A 17,183-nucleotide genomic window follows, 5' to 3' on the forward strand; every position below is an offset into this window, starting at 1 on the left:
CGATTGGCAGGCCCGTCACGCTGGGCTCCTCGTCTCACAGGCCCCCTCGAAGCCGAGCAGGCGATCCACGTCATCGACCGATCGCCTGCCTTCCTTCAGATCCAGCAGCAGCTCGCGCCACCCCTCGAGGCGCGCGCCGTTCGACCGACGCGGGCCGTTCGTCACGCCCGGATCCGGCGCCGGCGCGCTGTCCTCGGGCTCGATCGCCCAGCAGCGCTCCCGCGCGAACGGATAGGTGACCATCGGCACGCGCCTCCGCGTACCCGGCGGGTAGAGCGAGCCCCAGGGGACGGCGCCCCCGGCGACCCAGCGCCTCGCCAGGCGAACGCACGCTTCCTCGTCCCGAGGGGGAGCTTCAGCTTCAGGGGACGCCTCCCCCTCGTGGGCGTCCAGCGCCCCACCGCCGCCGCGCAGGAGGCTGAGCTCTCCCGTCGCGACATGGGCGCCGGCGGGCTCGCCGCTCAGGTACCCTCTGCACCTGCGGAGGAGCTCGGGCCTGCTGCGAGCCACGATGGCCACGCGGAAGGGCATCGGCTCCCTCCCGACCTGGAAGGTGTAGGCGATGTCCGCCAGCGAGGGGCCACCGCCGGCCGCCTCCTCGCGGGAGAGCTGCTCAAGGAGCTCCTCCACATAGGCGCGCAGCCGGTCACCGCTCTTCGCAGACAGCGGGATCACCTCATGGCGGGACGCGATCGCCTCGCCCTCGCGCGGCTCACCCGCGGCGAGGGGCGAGCCTCCGCGTATCTCCGGCTCGATGTGCTCCTCCAGGAGCACGTGCGCGTTCGCTCCGCCGAAGCCGAACGAGCTGACCCCCGCCCTCCGAGGGACCACGGCGCCGCTCGGATCGATCCTCCGGTCCCAGGGCACCGTCCGGTCCACGATGTAGAACGGCGTCTCGTCCAGCTGGAGGAACGGGTTCAACCTCTCCAGGTGGATGCTCGGCGGCAACGCGCGGTGACGCATGGCGAGCACCACCTTGATGAGCCCGGCGATGCCGGCCGCGGCCTCGAGGTGCCCGATGTTCGACTTCACCGATCCGACACCGCAGGTCGCGGTCGTCTCGACAGGACGGCTCCGCGCCTTGCCCAGCTGCGCGAAGGCCGCCTTCAAGCCGTTGATCTCGATGGGATCGCCGAGGCTCGTCCCCGTCCCGTGCGCCTCGACGTAGCTCACCGTCTCCGGCTCGACGCCCGCCCTGGCGAGCACGGAGGCGATGAGATCCGCCTGGGCGTTCGGGTTGGGGACGGTCATCGACTGCACCCTGCCGCCGTGGTTCACGCCGACCCCCCGGATGACCGCGTGGATGCAGTCGCGGTCGTCGAGCGCCCTGGCCAGCGGCTTCAGGAGCACGGCGCCCGCCCCCTCGCCGCGCACGTAGCCGTCGGCCCGATGGTCGAAGGCCATGCACCGGCCCACGGAGGACATGAACCCGCTCTGACCGAAGGCGACGAACAGCTCCGGCGTGAGCAGCAGGTTGACGCCGCCCGCGATCGCCAGGTCGCAGTCCCCGGCCTGCAGCGACCGGACCGCGCGATGCAGCGCGACCAGCGAGCTCGAGCACGCCGTATCGACCGGCTCGCTCGGGCCGCGGAGATCGAGCAGGTACGAGATCCGATTGGCGAGGACGGCGTGCGAAAGGCCGCTCGGAGAGTAGGGCTCGTGGGTCCGCCGCGCGCGCTGGATGATCTCGTGGTAGTCGAAGGACGACACCCCGACGAAGACGCCCGTGCGGCTCCCCCGGAGCTCCGACGCGCGGTAGCCGGCGTCTTCGAGGGTCTTCCAGACGATCTGCAGAAAGACGCGCTGCTGCGGATCCATCAGCTCGGCTTCCGCCGGCGAGATGTTGAAGAACAGCGGATCGAACCGGTCCACGCCGTCGATGAACCCGCCCCAGCGCGTGTTGGTCTTGCCCGGATCGCGGCCGGGGTCGCCGAAGATCGCGCGCCAGTCGAACCGGTCCTCCGGGACGGTGGTGATGAGATCGTTGCCGTCGCGGAGGTTGCGCCACAGGGCCTCCGGATCAGGGGATCCGGGGAAGACCCCGCCGAGGCCGATGATGGCGATCGCGCCGGCGAGGGCCTCCGGCGGCCTCGCCCCGGTGACGGCGATCGCGCCGGCAGGGGCCTCCTGCCGCCTCGCCGGCAGGGCCTCGCCGGAGGACGCGCGCGGGATCGAGGCGCCCCCGTCGGCCTGCTGGAACAGGGCCGCGCACTCGCGCGGGCGGCCGTCGAGCAGGTGCCGGGCGAGCGACTCGATGGTGATGCACTCGAAGAGCAGCGTCTTCGAGAGCGCGCCGAAGTGGCTCTCCAGCCGCTTGACGAGCTCCACCGAGCTCATCGAGTCGACCCCGTACCGCTCGAAGGTCGACGCCACGTCGATCTCGTCGCGGGGGATCCTGAGCATCTCCGCGAAGAGGTCGATCAAGTAGGCCTGGAGGCGCGCGCCCGGGTGCGCGTGCCCGGGCGCGTCCGGCGCCGGCGCCGGGACAGGCGCGGCGGCCGCGGCGAGGAGGCCGGCAGCAGCGCCGTTCTGCGCCGCAGCGAGGACCGGCGCGGCGCGCACGAGCCCCTTCGGATCAGCCGCGCCGCGCTCGCAGAGCAGCACGCTCTGCTCCAGCTGCTCCTCGGACACGCGCGGCGCCCCGAAGCCGCGTACGAGCGGGAAACCGGCTTCCCGGAGCGCCGTCCGCCATTGCGTGAAGCGGAGGAGCGGCGAGTGGGGGAGGCGCCGCGCGCCGTCCTCGAACAACCACCACCCTTTCGTCAGGCCGAAGGTCAATGTCGTGAAATCCTGCTCGCGCGTCAGCTCGTTGATGACCAGGACCCCCCGCGGCCCGAGCAGCGTGTGCAGCGCGCGCAGCGTGCTCAGGACGTCCTTTGTGGCGTGAAGGACGTTCGTCGCGAGGACGACGTCGAACGCCTCCTCTCCGAAGCCTTGAGCGGCGGGATCCCGCTCGACGTCGAGCGTTCGAAAGACGATGTCCGGGAGCGCGCCCTGGAAGCTCCGCTCCCCGTAGCGCGTGAAGGCGGCAGAGACGTCGGTGTAATGGTAAGAGACGCGCTGCCCCTCCGGGCGCAGGCGATCGAGCACGAAGCGGGTCGTGCCCCCGGTCCCGGCCCCGACCTCGAGGACCTTCACGATCGCGCCCGGCGCGCCTGCCAGCCGCTGCTCCACGAGCACGCTGACGGCATGACCGACAAGGTCGTTGTAGTAATCGGAGATGAGGTTCCCTGTGTAGACCCGCTCCACGAGGGTCTTGTCGCCGCCTGGGAACAGCACATCCATCGCCTGCTTGCGGCCGGTCAAGACGTCCGGCAGCGCCGGGACACAGGCCGTGAGCAGATCGACGATGGGTCCCACCTCCGGGCGCTCCCGGCGCAATCGTTCCTGGGATTCAGCCGAGCTCGCCAGCGAGGAGCCCGCGGGCGTCATCGCGAGCCGACCTCCCCGATCCTCGATGAGCCCCTCCCGCTCCAGCATCGCGATCGCCGCGTCGAAGAGCCGGCGGTGCGCGGGGAGGATGCCCAGCTCACGCTGGAGCGAGCCGCGCGGCGGAGGCTCGCGCCCCTCCGCCCACAGGCCCATGGCGCCGAGCGCGCGCAGGAGCAGGCGATGGCCGACGGCGTTGACGCGCCCGAGGGCCGCGCTCACCTCGCGGGCGTCGTACGGCTTCGACGCGACGTACTGCGCCATGCGTGGCGTCACGGGATCGAGCGGTGACGCGCCCTCCGCGCTGCCTTGGCCCGCCAGCGCGGCGCCTCCCCGGCTCGACGGGAGAGGGTCTGCCCAGCACCGCATGCGGGTGAACGGATACGCCGGGAGCGAGATGCGCCGCCGGCCGCCGGGGCGCTGGAGCGCGCTCCAGGGGACGGCGATGCCCTCGACCCAGAGCCGGGCCACGTCGAGGGCGCGACCTTTCTCCAGCAACGCCTGGACGAGACCGCTGCCCTCCTCGCTCTCGCCGAGGACGCGCGCGGCGTGGCTCGGCTGACCCGCCGCGCCGGCCACGACGCGACCGTTCTTCGATCCGGCAAGGAAATCCCGGAGCCCGGACCGCAGCTCCTCGATGGAGCTCGCCACCACGGCGAGCCGGTGCTCCATCTCGCTGCGCCCGACCTGCAGCGTGTACGCGATATCTCGCAGGCACGGCGCGCGGCCGGCTGCGCTTCGAGGCGCGGCGGCTCCCCCGCTGCGCCGCGCCTCGCTCTCGTCAAGGTAGCTCGACAGGCGCCTCGCGACCTCCTGGAGCCGCTCGCCGCTGCGGGCCGACAGCACGACGATCTCGCGCAGGTCGGCGCCGCGCGGCTCGGCGGCGGGCTCTTCCCGGTCCGGAAACTCTTCCAGCACGGCATGGGCGTTGACGCCGCCGAACCCGAACGAGCTCACGCCGGCCCGCCTCGGGAGGGGCGCGCCGTGCTCGCCCGCCAGCGGCTCCCAGGGCTGCGTGCGATGGACGATGTAGAAGGGCGTGTCCTCCAGCTCGATGTGCGGATTCAGCTGGTCGAAATGGAGATTCCCCGGCAGCTTCGCGTGCTTCAGCGCAAGGACGACCTTGAGCAGGCCGGCGATGCCCGCGGCCGACTCGAGGTGACCGATGCTGGTCTTGACCGTGCCCAGGCCGCAACGCGCGCCGCCGCTCCGCGCCCCTGCCCCCTCGGCGCGCTCGAACGCCTTCTTGAGGCCGTTCACCTCGATGGGATCTCCGAGCGGGGTGCCCGTGCCGTGGGCCTCGATGTACCCGAGGGTGGAGGGATCCACCTGCGCCCGGCGATAGACGGAGCTCAGCAGCTCGGCCTGCGCGGAGGGGTTCGGGACGGTGAGCCCCTGGGCGCGGCCGCCGTGGTTGACGCCTGTCCCCCGTAGAATAGCATGGATGGGATCGCCGTCCGCCAGGGCGCTGGAGAGCGGCTTCATCAGGATCGCGCCCGCGCCCTCGCCTCGAACGTAGCCGTTCGCGGCGCGATCGAACGTCTTGCATCGGCCGTCGGCCGACAGCATGCCTGCCTTGCCGCAGGCGATGAACGGCCTCGCGCTGAGGAGCAGGTTCACGCCGGCGACGATCGCGGCATCGCAGTCGCCGACCTGGATGGCCGTGGCCGCGCGGTGAAGGGCCACGAGCGAGCTGGAGCAGCCGGTGTCGACCGATTCGCTCGGCCCGGTGAGCCCGAGGACGTAGGAGATCCGGTTGGCCACCATCGCCGTGGAGAGCCCCGTGGTCACGTGGGCCTCGGCCTGCTTGCCGGCCGCCGCCAGCACGTCCGCATAGTCCACGTTCGATACGCCGACGAACACGCCGACCTGCGCCCGCGAGAGATCCCGGGGCGAACGACCGGCGTCCTCGATGGCGTGCCATACGACCTCGAGGAGCACCCGCTGCTGGGGATCCATGAGGTCGGCCTCGCTGGGAGAGAGGTTGAAGAACAGCGGATCGAAGCGCTCCACGTCGGCGATGAAGCCGCCGCTCGGACAGGCGATCCCCTCGGTGGAGAAGCGCTGTTCGGGGACCCCGGTCACGAGATCCCTCTCCGCTTCGAGGTTCTCCCAGAAGCTCCGCAGATCCGGGGAGCCGGGGAAGACGCCGGCGATCCCGACGATCGCGATCTCCCTGGATCCGCCCGGGGACGCAGGTCGAGCCACGGAGCGAGGCGGGGGCGATGCGAGCGCCCCCGAAGGCTCTCCCGCCCTCCCGGACGCCGTCCCGTTCAGCTCCGGTCCAGGGAGGGGCGTTGTGGTCCCGGCGCCGGCCTCGCCCGCGCCGCAGCGCCGGCGGACCTGCTCCGGGTAGCGGGAGAGCAGGTGGCGCGCGTAGCTCTCGAGGGTCGGATGCTCGTAGAACACCGCCGGCGAGACCGCGACGCCGTACCGCGAGCTCACCGCCTCCGCGAACTCGGAGATGGTGATCGACTCGAAGCCGAGCTTCCCCAGATCGGCCCCCGGCTCCACGGCCTTCTTGAGCTTCAGCGTGGAGACCGCGAGCTCGGACAGGTCCGATGCGAGCTGCCCCTCGATCTCCCGGTCCCACCCTCCACGCGCAGGCGCGGGCGTCGCGCTGGGCGCGCCCTCGGCCACCCCCAGGGTCCTCTTGATCCTGGCTGCGTCCCCGAACGCGACGAGGACCTGCGCCGACCCGCGGGAGCGAGCAAGGCGCAACCCGACCTCGAGGGCCTCGAGGCCTTCCACCGTGGGGAGCGGGGACATGCCCGTGGCGCCGGCGATGAGCGCCTCTGTCTCGGCGGACATGCGCATGCCGCCTTCCTTCCAGTAAGGATAGTTGATCGCGAGCGTCTGCCCGCGCCGGAGCCCGCGGGTCCGGAGCGACTCGCGGAAGCGCGCGAACCCGTCGAGGAAGCGGTTCGCAGCGGCGTAGTCCGGGAGCGTGGCTGTCCCGAGCAGCGAGGAGAGCGAGGAGAGCAGGACGAAGAGCTCCAGCGGCTCGTCCCTCGTCGCCTCGTCGAGGACGAGCGTGCCGCGCACCTTGGGGCTCAAGATCCGATCGATCTCTGCTTTCCCCTTCTGAAGGATGGATCCTTCGCTCAGCGAGCCGGCCGCGTGGATGAGGCCGTCGAGGCGCGAAAATCGGGCTTTGGCGTAGGCCACGCACCGATTCACGTCTCCCGGGCTGGTCACGTCGGCCTGGAGGTAGACGGCATCCGCGCCGAGCGCCCCGAGCCGGTCGAGGCGAGCCTCCGTTGCGGCACCGAGCGGCGATCGCCCGAGGAGCACGAGCCTCGCGCGGCAGCGCGCCGCGAGGTGCTCTGCGAGGAGGCCGCCGACGCCGCCGACGCCCCCGGTGATGAGGTAGACGCCTCCCTGCTGGAACGCCGCCGCCTGCCCGTCGCCCGCGCCGAGAGGCGTTACCTCGGCGATGCGCTGCGTCCACCGCTCTCCAGCGGCGTCGTAGCGGACCTCGACCGGCGGGAGGGGGTCGGCGACGCGGAGCTCGGTCAACGCCCGCTCGACAAGCCGCTCAGCGCCGTCGCCGGCGTCGGCGACGCGGACGAGCTGGAACGTGAAGCGACGGTCAAGGCTCATGAACGAGCGCCCGAAACCGGCGACCGCCTCGCGGTGGGCGAGCGCTGCCTCGGGCTCCTCGGCGCACACGTACAGAACGCGCGCGCGCTCGACGTGCGGCGAGGCGATCAGGGCCTTCGCCAGCTCGAAGAGCGCCGGCAGCTCGGCGCCGAGCGCCTCGTCGAGCGCGCCTTTCGCCGGCGCTCGATCCCGTGACCCCGCGGCTCGCAGGACGACGACGCTGTCGATCTGGAGGCCCTGCGCCGCGACCGCCGAGAGGAGCGCTTCGTAATCGGCCGCGCGCCCGGGGAGGACCTCGAAGACCCCGCCCCCCATCGCGCGAAAACCCGCCCCGGGCTGCGCGACAACGGCCGGGGGCAGCGCACCCGAGGCGGCGCGCAGCGCCGAGAGGAGGTGCCCGCCGTCGAGCCCGTGATCCGGAATGAGGAGGACGCCGCGCCTCGAAAGCGGCGCGCTGGCCGGCGCGACGCCGGGTGAGCGCCCCCAGACCGGCTCGAAGTAGCTCAACGTCGGCGGTGGCTCGACCTCTCCGGCGTCGGGTCGCAGAGCCGGCGCGGGGGGCGGTTCGGCGGCGTCCTCGGGCAGCCAGTAACGCTCCTTGTCGAACGGGTAGGTCGGCAGGGATACCGTGGTTCGCTGCCCTGTGGCCGTCGCGCGGGGCCAGGCGACCTGCTCGCCGCGAACCCAGCGCCTCGCGACCGCGGCCGGACCGTCTCCCTCCGACGCCAGCGCGCCCGCGGCTTCCCCCGGCGCGCTGGCGCTGCCGGTGAAGAGGTTGGGGGCATCGCCCCGAGCCGCGAGGAAGGCCTCCAGGGCGCGCGCGAGCTCGTCGCGCGACGCGGCGGTGATGGCCAGACGAGCATCCATCTCCTCGCGCCCTACCTGCAGCGTGTGCGCGATGTCCGGCAGGCTCGCGGACTGGTCGCGCGCCACGAAATGCAGCATCCGCCGGGCGACCTCCCGCAGGCGCCCCTCGTCCCGCGCAGAGAACGGGAAGACGAGCGCGCCATGGGTCTCCCCGGTCGCCCCCTCACGCACGCGCTCCTCGATCACGACGTGCGCGCCGGCGCCGCCGAACCCGAACGAGCTGACGCCGGCCCTGCGCGGCGCTCCGGCGGATCGCGGCCAGGGTATCGGCCCCTCGTTGATGTACAGCGGGCTCGCGTCGAGCCGGATGGCCGGGCTCAGCCGCTGGAAGGTCGGCATGGCCGGGATCATGCCGTGCTTCATCGACAGGATGACCTTGATGACGCCGGTGATCCCGGCCGCCGCTTCGGTGTGGCCGAGATGCGCCTTGCTCGACCCCAGGGCGCAGGAGCGCGCTGGAGGCGCGTGCGGTCGAAAGGCCATCTTGAGGCCCTCTACCTCGATGGGATCGCCGAGCCGGGTGCCCGTCCCGTGCGCCTCGAGGTAGGTGATCGTCGCGGGATCGATCCGCGCATCTCGCCACGCGCGCGCGATGAGCTCGGCCTGCGTCGCCGCGCTGGGCGCCGTCACGGACGCGGTCCGGCCGCTGTGACCCGTCGCGGAGCCCTTGATCACGGCGTGGATCGGGTCGCCGTCCGCGACAGCCTTCGCGAGCGGCTTGAGGAGCACGGCCGCCACCGCTTCGCCAGGCACATACCCGTCCGCCGCGGCGTCGAACGAGCGAGATCGACCGGTCGGAGAGAGCGCCTTCATGGCGGAGAAGTGCAGGTAGTGCCTCGGGCTGAGGATGAGGTTGACGCCGCCGACGAAGGCCATCTCGCACTCGTCGCTCCTCAGCGCCCTGCAGGCCGTGTGCAGGGCCACCAGCGAGGAGGAGCACGCCGTATCGACAGCCATGCTCGGGCCCTTCAGATCGAACATGAACGACGGGCGATTGGCCATCATGGTGGCGGCGTTCCCGGTGCCGTCGTGCGGGCCGACGGCGCACCCGCGCCGCACCATCTCCGTGTCGTAGTCGCGGAAGCACACCCCGACGAACACGCCTGTCCGGGAGCCGCGGAGGGTCCGGATGCGCCCCGCGTCCTCCGCCGCGGCGTAGAGGACCTGAAGCAGCAGGCGGAGCTGCGGGTCCATCCGCTCCGCCTCGCGCGGCGAGACGTTGAAGAACGGGGCGTCGAACGCGTCGACGTCGTCGAGGAAGCTCCCCCACTTGCAGGAGGTCTTGTTGGGCCTCGATGGATCGGCGTCGTACCAGAGCGCGGGCTCCCAACGGCTGCTGGGCACCTCCCGGACGAGCTGCCGCGTCTCCAGCAGGTTCATCCAGAACGTCTCCAGATCCGGCGACCCTGCGAACAGGCCTGCCATGCCGATGACGGCGATATCGTCCTGCTCGCCGGCCGCCGGAGCGGGCGCGGGGGCGCTCGGGGCGGCGCCCGGGCGTTCGCCGCCGGGTCGCGCCGCGCCCGCGAGCCGCCCCGGGAACTCGCGCTCGAGGTAGGCCGAGAGCCGCTCGAGGGTGGGGTGATCGAACAGGATCGCGGGGCTCAGCGCCGCGCCGAGCTGGGCTTCCAGGCGCGCGTTCAGCGCGACGAGCCAGCTCGACGACGCCCCGAGCTCCAGGAAGCTCCTGTCGCGCGGCGGCGGGCTCTCCAGCGATAGCAGCGACGACACCAGGGCATCGAGCGCGAAGGCGTCGCCGCCTTCGGGCGGGGCCGCGCCTGCGCTCTGCCGCGTCGGCGCGTCCTCCTGGGGAGCGGCCTCCGTCGGGACGTCCTGGAGCAGCGCGCCCGGCATCTCGAGCCATAGCCGCTTCCGCTCGAGCCGGGTCGGCCGCAGCGGGCGCCTCGCGAACGCATCACGGTCCTCGTCGCGCCCGGCCTCGCCGACGATCATATGGCAGTTCGTGCCGCCGAAGCCGAAGGCGGAGACCGCCGCGAGGCGCCTGTCCCCGAGCGGCTCCCACGCCCGCTCCCGCGTGACCGGGTAGAACGGCGTCGCCTCGAACTGGAAGCGGGCGTGCGGCTCGTCGCAGTGGAGGGTCGCCGGGAGGCGCTTCCGTTGCAGCGCCAGCATCACCTTGACGAACGATGCGACGCCGCCCGCGTGCAGCAGGGCGCCGAGGTTGGATTTCACCGAGCCGACGCCGCAGTACTGGCGGCGATCCGTGGCTCTCCGGTAGACCTCGGAGGCGGCGTGGATCTCGATCGGATCCCCGAAGGTGTTCCCGGCCCCGTGGGTCTCGAGGTAGCCGATGTCCGCCGCGGACACGCCGCTTTCGCGGAGCGCCTGCTCGATGACGTCGACCTGCGCCTCCTTGCTCGGCATGACCGCGCCCATCGTGCGACCATCGTTGTTCACGGCGGAGCCGAGGATGTGCCCGACGATGAGGTCGCCGTCGCGGAGGGCCCGCTCGTGCTCCTTCAAGAGCACCATCCCGACGCCCTCCCCGAGCGTGAAGCCGCTCGCGTTCCGGTCGAACACCCGCGTGGCGCCGTCGTCCGAGAGCAGGCGCGCCTGGCTCAAGGCGATGTGGGTGAACGGATCGAGCAGGAGCCAGACGCCCCCCGCGATGGCCAGCTCGCACTCCCCACCGAGCAGCGCGCGGCACGCCTGGTGAATGGCCACGAGCGAGGAGGAGCACGCCGAATCGACGACGATCGAAGGCCCCTTCAGGTTGTAGAGCTTGGAGATCCGCGCAGCCACCATGTTCTGCAGGGTGCTGGCCAGCAGGTGGGGCGTCGACGAGCGCTGGTGCGCGTAGCGCCCCTTGACGTACTCGTTCGCGGTGGCGCCCAGGAAGACGCCGGTGCGGGTGCCGTCGACCTCGTCTCGACGATAGCCCGCGCGGTCGAGGAGATCCTGGGCCGCCTCGAGGGCGATCCGCTGCTGCGGATCCATCCACACCGCGTCCTGCTCCGGGATACCGAAGAAGCCCGCGTCGAACCGATCGACCCCGTCGATGAAGCCACCCCACCGCGAGTAGGTCTTGTTGGGAGCGTCCTTGTCGCTGCTGTAATGCTTCGCGACATCCCAGCGGTCCGCGGGGACGGGCGAAGTCAGGTGTCTGCTGGAGATGAGGTTGTCCCAGAACGCCTCGACGGTGGGGGACCCCGGGAACCGGCACGCCATCGCGACGACGGCGACGCGCCGCGGGCCTGCGCCGGAGTCGACCGCGTGGACGACGCCTCGCGGCGCACGCTCCGGGGAAGAGCGAGTGGAGGAGCGAGGCTCCGGCGCGCCGGAGCCGGCGGCGCGCGGGCCGGCCGGGCGCTCCTCGGCCACCGGTGAGCGCGGCGCAGGCCCCCCGCCCACGCGAACCGTGCCCATCGAGACGGCGAACCTCGCCAGCGCCCGGACATTCGGGTGCTCCGCGACGACGCTCGGATCCACGCTCGATTCGCACAGCTCTTCGAGCTGATTGACCAGCTTGATCGCCATGAGCGAGTCCAGGCCGTAATCGCTGAAGTCCGTATCGGGATCGATCTCTCCCTCGGGAACCTTGAGCAGGCCGGAACAGAAGGCCGTCAAGCGCTGCTCCGTCCACGCCTGCGCCGCGCGCAGGTCATCGCGGCTCTCCTCCGAGGCAGCGCGAGCGGGGGCGACAGCGCGAGCGGCCTCGACCGGCGCAGGCGGATGCACCGGGACAAAGCGGCCGAGGTGGATCCGGCGCTCGACCGCCGCCGGGTCGCCGTCCAGGATCATGATCTGGGCCGCTCCGGAGGACTCGGCCGCCGCGAAGCCGAGCAGGCCCCTGTCCGTGTCGAGCACCCGCAGCCCGGAGTCCCGCAGGATCAGGTCCTCGACGCCGGCAGGGATCTTCATGCCGCCCTCTCGCCAGAGGGGCCAGTTGATCGAGAGCGTCCGCCCGCTCCTCTTCCCGCGCGCGCAAAGCTCCTCGCGGAGGGCAGCGAACGAGTCCATGAACCGGTTGCCCGCCGCGTAGTCGGTCTGGCCGACGTTGCCCAGCACGGCCGACGCCGACGAGAACAAGATCATGAAGTCGAGCGGCAGCTCCTTCGTGGCCTCATCGAGGTTGAGCGTTCCGCGCACCTTCGGCGCAAGCACCCGCGCGAACGACGCGATCGGCTTGTTGATCGCGATGGCGTCCGCAAGCACGCCCGCGGCGTGGATGACCCCATTCAGCTTTCCGTGGCGCTCGAGGGCGGACGCGACCGCGCGCCGGACATCTCCGGCCGTGGTGACGTCGCCCTGGACGTAGAGCACGCCCGCGCCGATCGCCTCGATCTCTGCGAGCGCGGCGCGCCGGGCGTCGTCGAGCGGCGATCGGCCGAGCAGGACGAAGTCGACCTTCGCCTGCTGGGCCAGGTGCCTCGCGAAGAGCAACGCGAGCGCGCCAGCGCCGCCCGAGAGCAAGTAGACGCCCCCGTCGCGGACGAACGGGGGCCCGCCGGAAGACGCCTCCCGCGCGACCCGTGCAAACGTCCTCACGCGGCGCCCCTCGGCGCCATGGCGGACCTCGGCCGACTCCGGCAGAGCGACCTCCCGGAGGAGCAGATCCCACGTCGCCTGCGAGGAGAGCGGCGCGCCCTCGAGCTGCACCGTCTTGACGGCGAGCTTCGGGGCCTCGAGAACGATGCTCTTCGCCAGACCCCCGAGCGCCGCGTCGTGCGGCCGTTCGTCGGACCCCGGGTAGGCATACACCACCGAGAGGCGCTCTCGACCCTTGAGCGTCGCAAGGACACGGCAGAGGGCAAAGACGGTATGGAGCCCTCTCTCCAGCTGCTCCTCCACAAGGGGAAGCGCGCCGCCGGCGTCAGCGTAGTCCGGCGACGGCGCGGCAGCGTTCCACAGGTGAAGGACGCCTCGGATCCGGAGGCCTTGATCGTTCAACGTCGAGACCAGCGACCGGATATCCTCGTCCCGAGCCGGCCGGATCCGGGCTCGATTCCTCGCGATGACGTGGTAGCCGTCTCCCGGCTCGACCAGGACGACCTCGCGGCCGTCACCCACGCTCGCCTGGGCGTGGCGGAGCGCCGTATCGGCCTGCGTCCCGCCCGCGTGCAGCAGGAGCAAGCACTCGCCGCGCGCGCCCTCCGCCGCTTGCGCCGACGCCGGCAGCGGCGCGCGCTCCCATGCGGGCTCATAGAAGATCAGCCCATCGCGAGCTCCTTTGAGCGCATCCGGCGCGGCCTGTGCCCTGCCCTTCTGCGTTCCGAGCGCGAACCCACGGAGGACGGCGAAAGGCCGCCCTGCCTCGTCCAGCAGATCGAGATCGAACCGGTGGCGCCGTCCAGACGCGCCTCCCGGATCCGCGGCACGGACCGCATGGACATGGCAGCGCCGGGTCGCGACGCCGAGGATCCTCACCTCATCGACGGTGTGCGGGAGCAGGAGATCGCCGCTGTCGCCCTCTCCCTCGCCGCCGATGAGCCCGACGACGGTCTGCAGGGCGCCGTCGAGGAGGGCGGGGTGCAGGACATAGGCGTCATCGCCGGGTGACAGGGGCTCGGGGAGCTCCAGCGCCGCGAGCACCTCGGAGGGGCCGGTGAACAGCGCGCGGATCGGGCGCATGCGGGGGCCGTAGCGGAGCCCCCGCGCAGCGAGCGTCGCGTAGACGTCCTCGGCGCCCTTCGAGGACGGACAGCGCCGCTGGATCGCCTCGATGTCGATCGGCGACGCCTCGCGGGCCTCGGCCGACGCCGACGCCGACGCCCGGCGGCTCGGCACGAGCTTGCCACGCGCATGGAGGGTCGCCTGATCCCCGGCGCCGCTGTGGATCTCGAACGCAAGGCGATCCCCCTGCGGCTCGATCCGGACGGTCGTGTCGACGGGGCTCCCCTCGACCCAGAGCGGGCTCGCCCAGACGACCTGCTCGATCGCGTCGATCGCGGCCTCCCCGACCAGCGCGCCGGCCGCCCGCGCCATCTCCAGATAGACCGCGGCGGGCAGGACGGGCCGGCTGCGGACGAGGTGATCGGCGAGGAAGGAGTCGTCGGGCCTGAACCGCCTGGTGAGCTGGGACGCGCGCAGCGTGGACGCGTTCGCGTCGAGCAGGGGGTGCAGGCGCGCGGGGCGCTCGGGCGCCCTCGCGCCGTCCGCCAGAGGGGCCCGAGACGCCGGAGGAGGGGGCGCGCTCGCCGATGGCTGGATCCAGCAGCGCTTCCGGGCGAACGGATACGTGGGCAGCGAGATGCGCCTCGCGCGGCGGCTCCCCGCGATCTCGTCCCAGGAAACGGCCGCCCCCTCGACCCACAGGGCGGCGAGCCTCGGGAGATCGCCGCGCGGTCCGGGCACGCGCCCCGTGCCCGGGGAGCCTCGTTTGACGTGACCGGTGAACGTGGGAATGTCGCTCTCCCTGTGATCCAGGTAGTCGTCGAGCGCGCGGCAGAGCCCGCTCGTGTCGCGGGCGACCACCGCGAGGCGCGCCTCCATCGCCTCCCTGCCCACCAGCAGCGTATGCGCGATGTCCTGCAGGCCGGCCTCGCCGCCGCCCTCCCGGAGGAAGTCCCGGAGCTGCCCCGCCTGCGCTCGGAGCCGCTCCTCGTTTCTGGCCGAGAGCACGATGATCTCCGCTGCGCCCTCCGGAGCGCCCGCGTCGGGCGCGGCGGCGCCGTCGTACTCCTCCAGGATCACGTGCGCATTGGCGCCTCCGGCCCCGAAGGAGCTGATCGCAGCGCGCCGCCGGCTCTCGGCGCCCGAGCCGGCCGGCCGCTCCCAGGGCGCGGCCTCCTGGGGAACGAAGAACGGGGTGCTCGCGAAATCGATGCTCGGGTTGAGCTCCTTCGCATGGAGCGACGGCACCAGGGTCTTGTGCTTCATGCACAGGAGGACCTTGGAGATCCCCGCCATGCCGGCCGCTGCCTCGAGGTGGCCGATGTTCGACTTGATGGCCCCGACGGCGCAGAACCCGCGCTTCGATGTCGTGCGCCGGAACGCGCTCGTCAGGCCGGCGATCTCGATGGGATCGCCGAGCGACGTCCCCGTCCCGTGCGCCTCGATGTAACCCAGCGTCTCGGGGCTCACTCGAGCCTTCTCCAGCGCGGCGACGATGAGACGGGCCTGCGCATCCGGGCTGGGGACGGAGAATCCGCTGGTCCTCCCGCCGTGATTGACGGCGGTCGCCTTGATGACCGCATGGATGGGATCTCCGGCTGCGATCGCCGCCCCGAGCGGCTTCAGCAGGACCGCGCCGACCCCTTCCCCCGGCACGTAGCCGTCGCCGCCCTTGCCGAACGCCCTGCACCTGCCGTCGCTCGACAGCATCTGCAGCTCGCTCAGCTTGATGTATTTCGACGGATGCAGCGACAGGTTCACGCCGCCGGCCAGGGCGGCGCTGCACTCGCCGCGCTTGAGGCTCTCGCAGGCGAGGTGGATCGCGTACAGCGACGACGAGCACGCGGTGTCGATCGGGAGGCTCGGGCCCTGGAAGTTGAAGAAATAGGAGACGCGGTTGGCTATCGACGAGAACCAGGAGCCGGCCACGACCGGGTTGTCGTGGAGGATCTCCTCCAGACCGAAGAGCTGATAATCGCTCCACATCACGCCGGCGAACACGCCGACGTCATTGCCTTTGCCGGCGGCGAGGCGCTCGCGCGTGTACCCGGCGTCCTCCAGCGCCTCCCAGGCGATCTCCAGGAACAGCCGCTCCTGGGGATCCATCATTTCGGCCTCGCGCGGCGAGATGTTGAAGAACAGGGGGTCGAACTCGTCGGCGCCCTCGATGAACCCGCCCCACTTGCTGTAGGTCCTGCCCGGCTTCCCCCGCTCCGGGTCGAAATACCTGCGGTGATCCCACCGGGAGAGGGGGACCTCGGTGATGCAATCGCGCCCCGCCCGGAGGTTCTCCCAGAGCTCGCTCAAGGTCCGCGCCATCGGAAAACGCCCGGCGACGCCGATGATCGCGATCTCGTCGTCGACGCCGCCGGACGGCGGTCGCCGCCCTGCCCCGCTCCCCGGGCTCGCGGGCGGCTCGGCGTCGCGCGCCTCCGTCACGACCTCCGCCACGAGGAGCGACGGAGGCGCAGGTCGCGAGACCGAAGAGGGCAGCGAGAGCGAGCGCCGCTCCATCTCCTCGAGGATGTACCCGGCGAGCTCGGTGACGGTCGCGTGCTCGAACAAGAGGGTCGGGTACATCTCCCAGCCGAACCTCGACTCCAGGTCACGCACGATCTGCAGCAGATCCGCCGACGTGAGGCCCTGCTCGTAGAAGCCCTTGCCAGCGTCGATGGCCTCGGGAGAGAGCTGGAGCGGCCCGGCGAGGATGCCCTTCAGCGCCTCCTCCACAAGCTCCCTCGCCGAGCCCGTCGGGGCCGCCGGCCCCTCGGGCGGCTTCGAAGCCCGAGCGCCGCCCTCGGGCCGCTCGCTCTCGGCGCGGGGAGCCCTCAGCCCGGTGATGAGGTCCCGCGACCGTATCCGCTTGGCGCTGAATTTCCGGACGGTGACGAGGCAGCTCCCCTCCTCGTCGAGCAGGTGGATATCGCTGCTCAGGATGTCGGCGGAGGCCCCCTGCGTCGTCTTCTTCTCGACGAGCACATGGCACCTCTCACCGAGCGGCGCGAAGGCCCGGAAGGCGTCGATATAGATGGGAATGAACGGGGTCTTGGCCCCGGGCGCGCCGTAGAAGTCGAGGAGGCAGAACGGCGTCAGCGTGGCGAAATCGAGGTAGACCGGGTGAACGTGAAAATCGCCCAGGTACGACCGTGCCAGGGGCCCGAGGTGAATGTCCGCCAGCAGGAACCCATCGCCCCGGTAGATCCGGCCGGCGGCCTTCATGAACTCGCGGTGCTCGATGTCGACGCTCCTGGCGAAGGCGTACAGCTCGTCAGCGTCGGTCTCCCGCGTCGAGGCCGCCTTCAGCCGATCGAGCGCCACCCTCGCAGGCGGCGGCGCGTCGGTCAGGTGGAGCTCGCAGGTGAAGTTGTGATCCCAGCGCTCGTCCAGCGCGGCAGAGCCGCGCATCCTGCGACTCTCGACCGACACGACGCCCCCGCCCTGGCGCGGCTCGAAGGAGACCTGGACCTGCCTGTCGTCCTCGTCCGTGACGGCGATCGCCTCCGTGAAGAGGCACCTCCGCAGCTCGATCGAGGCCGGCGGCACGCCGATCCTCGCCGCCATGCGATAGACCATGTCCAGGAAGAAGACGCCGGGCAGGATCTCGACCCCGTGGACGAGGTGATCCCGGACCATGTAGTCTTCTTTGCTGACCCGTGTCTTGAAGCGGCTCGTCTGCAACGTCATGAAGGGTCCTCGATGAGCTGCGCTGT

The 17,183-nt window shown here is 71.7% G+C and carries 1 protein-coding gene; it reads right to left on the minus strand.

The window, feature by feature from the left end:
• Positions 1-15: 15 nt before the first annotated feature.
• Positions 16-17,157: an SDR family NAD(P)-dependent oxidoreductase gene (locus WMF17_RS21450; RefSeq protein ID WP_437650990.1), complete on the minus strand. Its 17,142-nt coding sequence runs from the start codon at positions 17,155-17,157 to the stop codon at positions 16-18.
• Positions 17,158-17,183 lie beyond the last annotated feature (26 nt).

This window comes from Sorangium sp. So ce362 (assembly GCF_051519845.1).
In the GTDB taxonomy this organism is placed as follows: domain Bacteria; phylum Myxococcota_A; class Polyangia; order Polyangiales; family Polyangiaceae; genus Sorangium.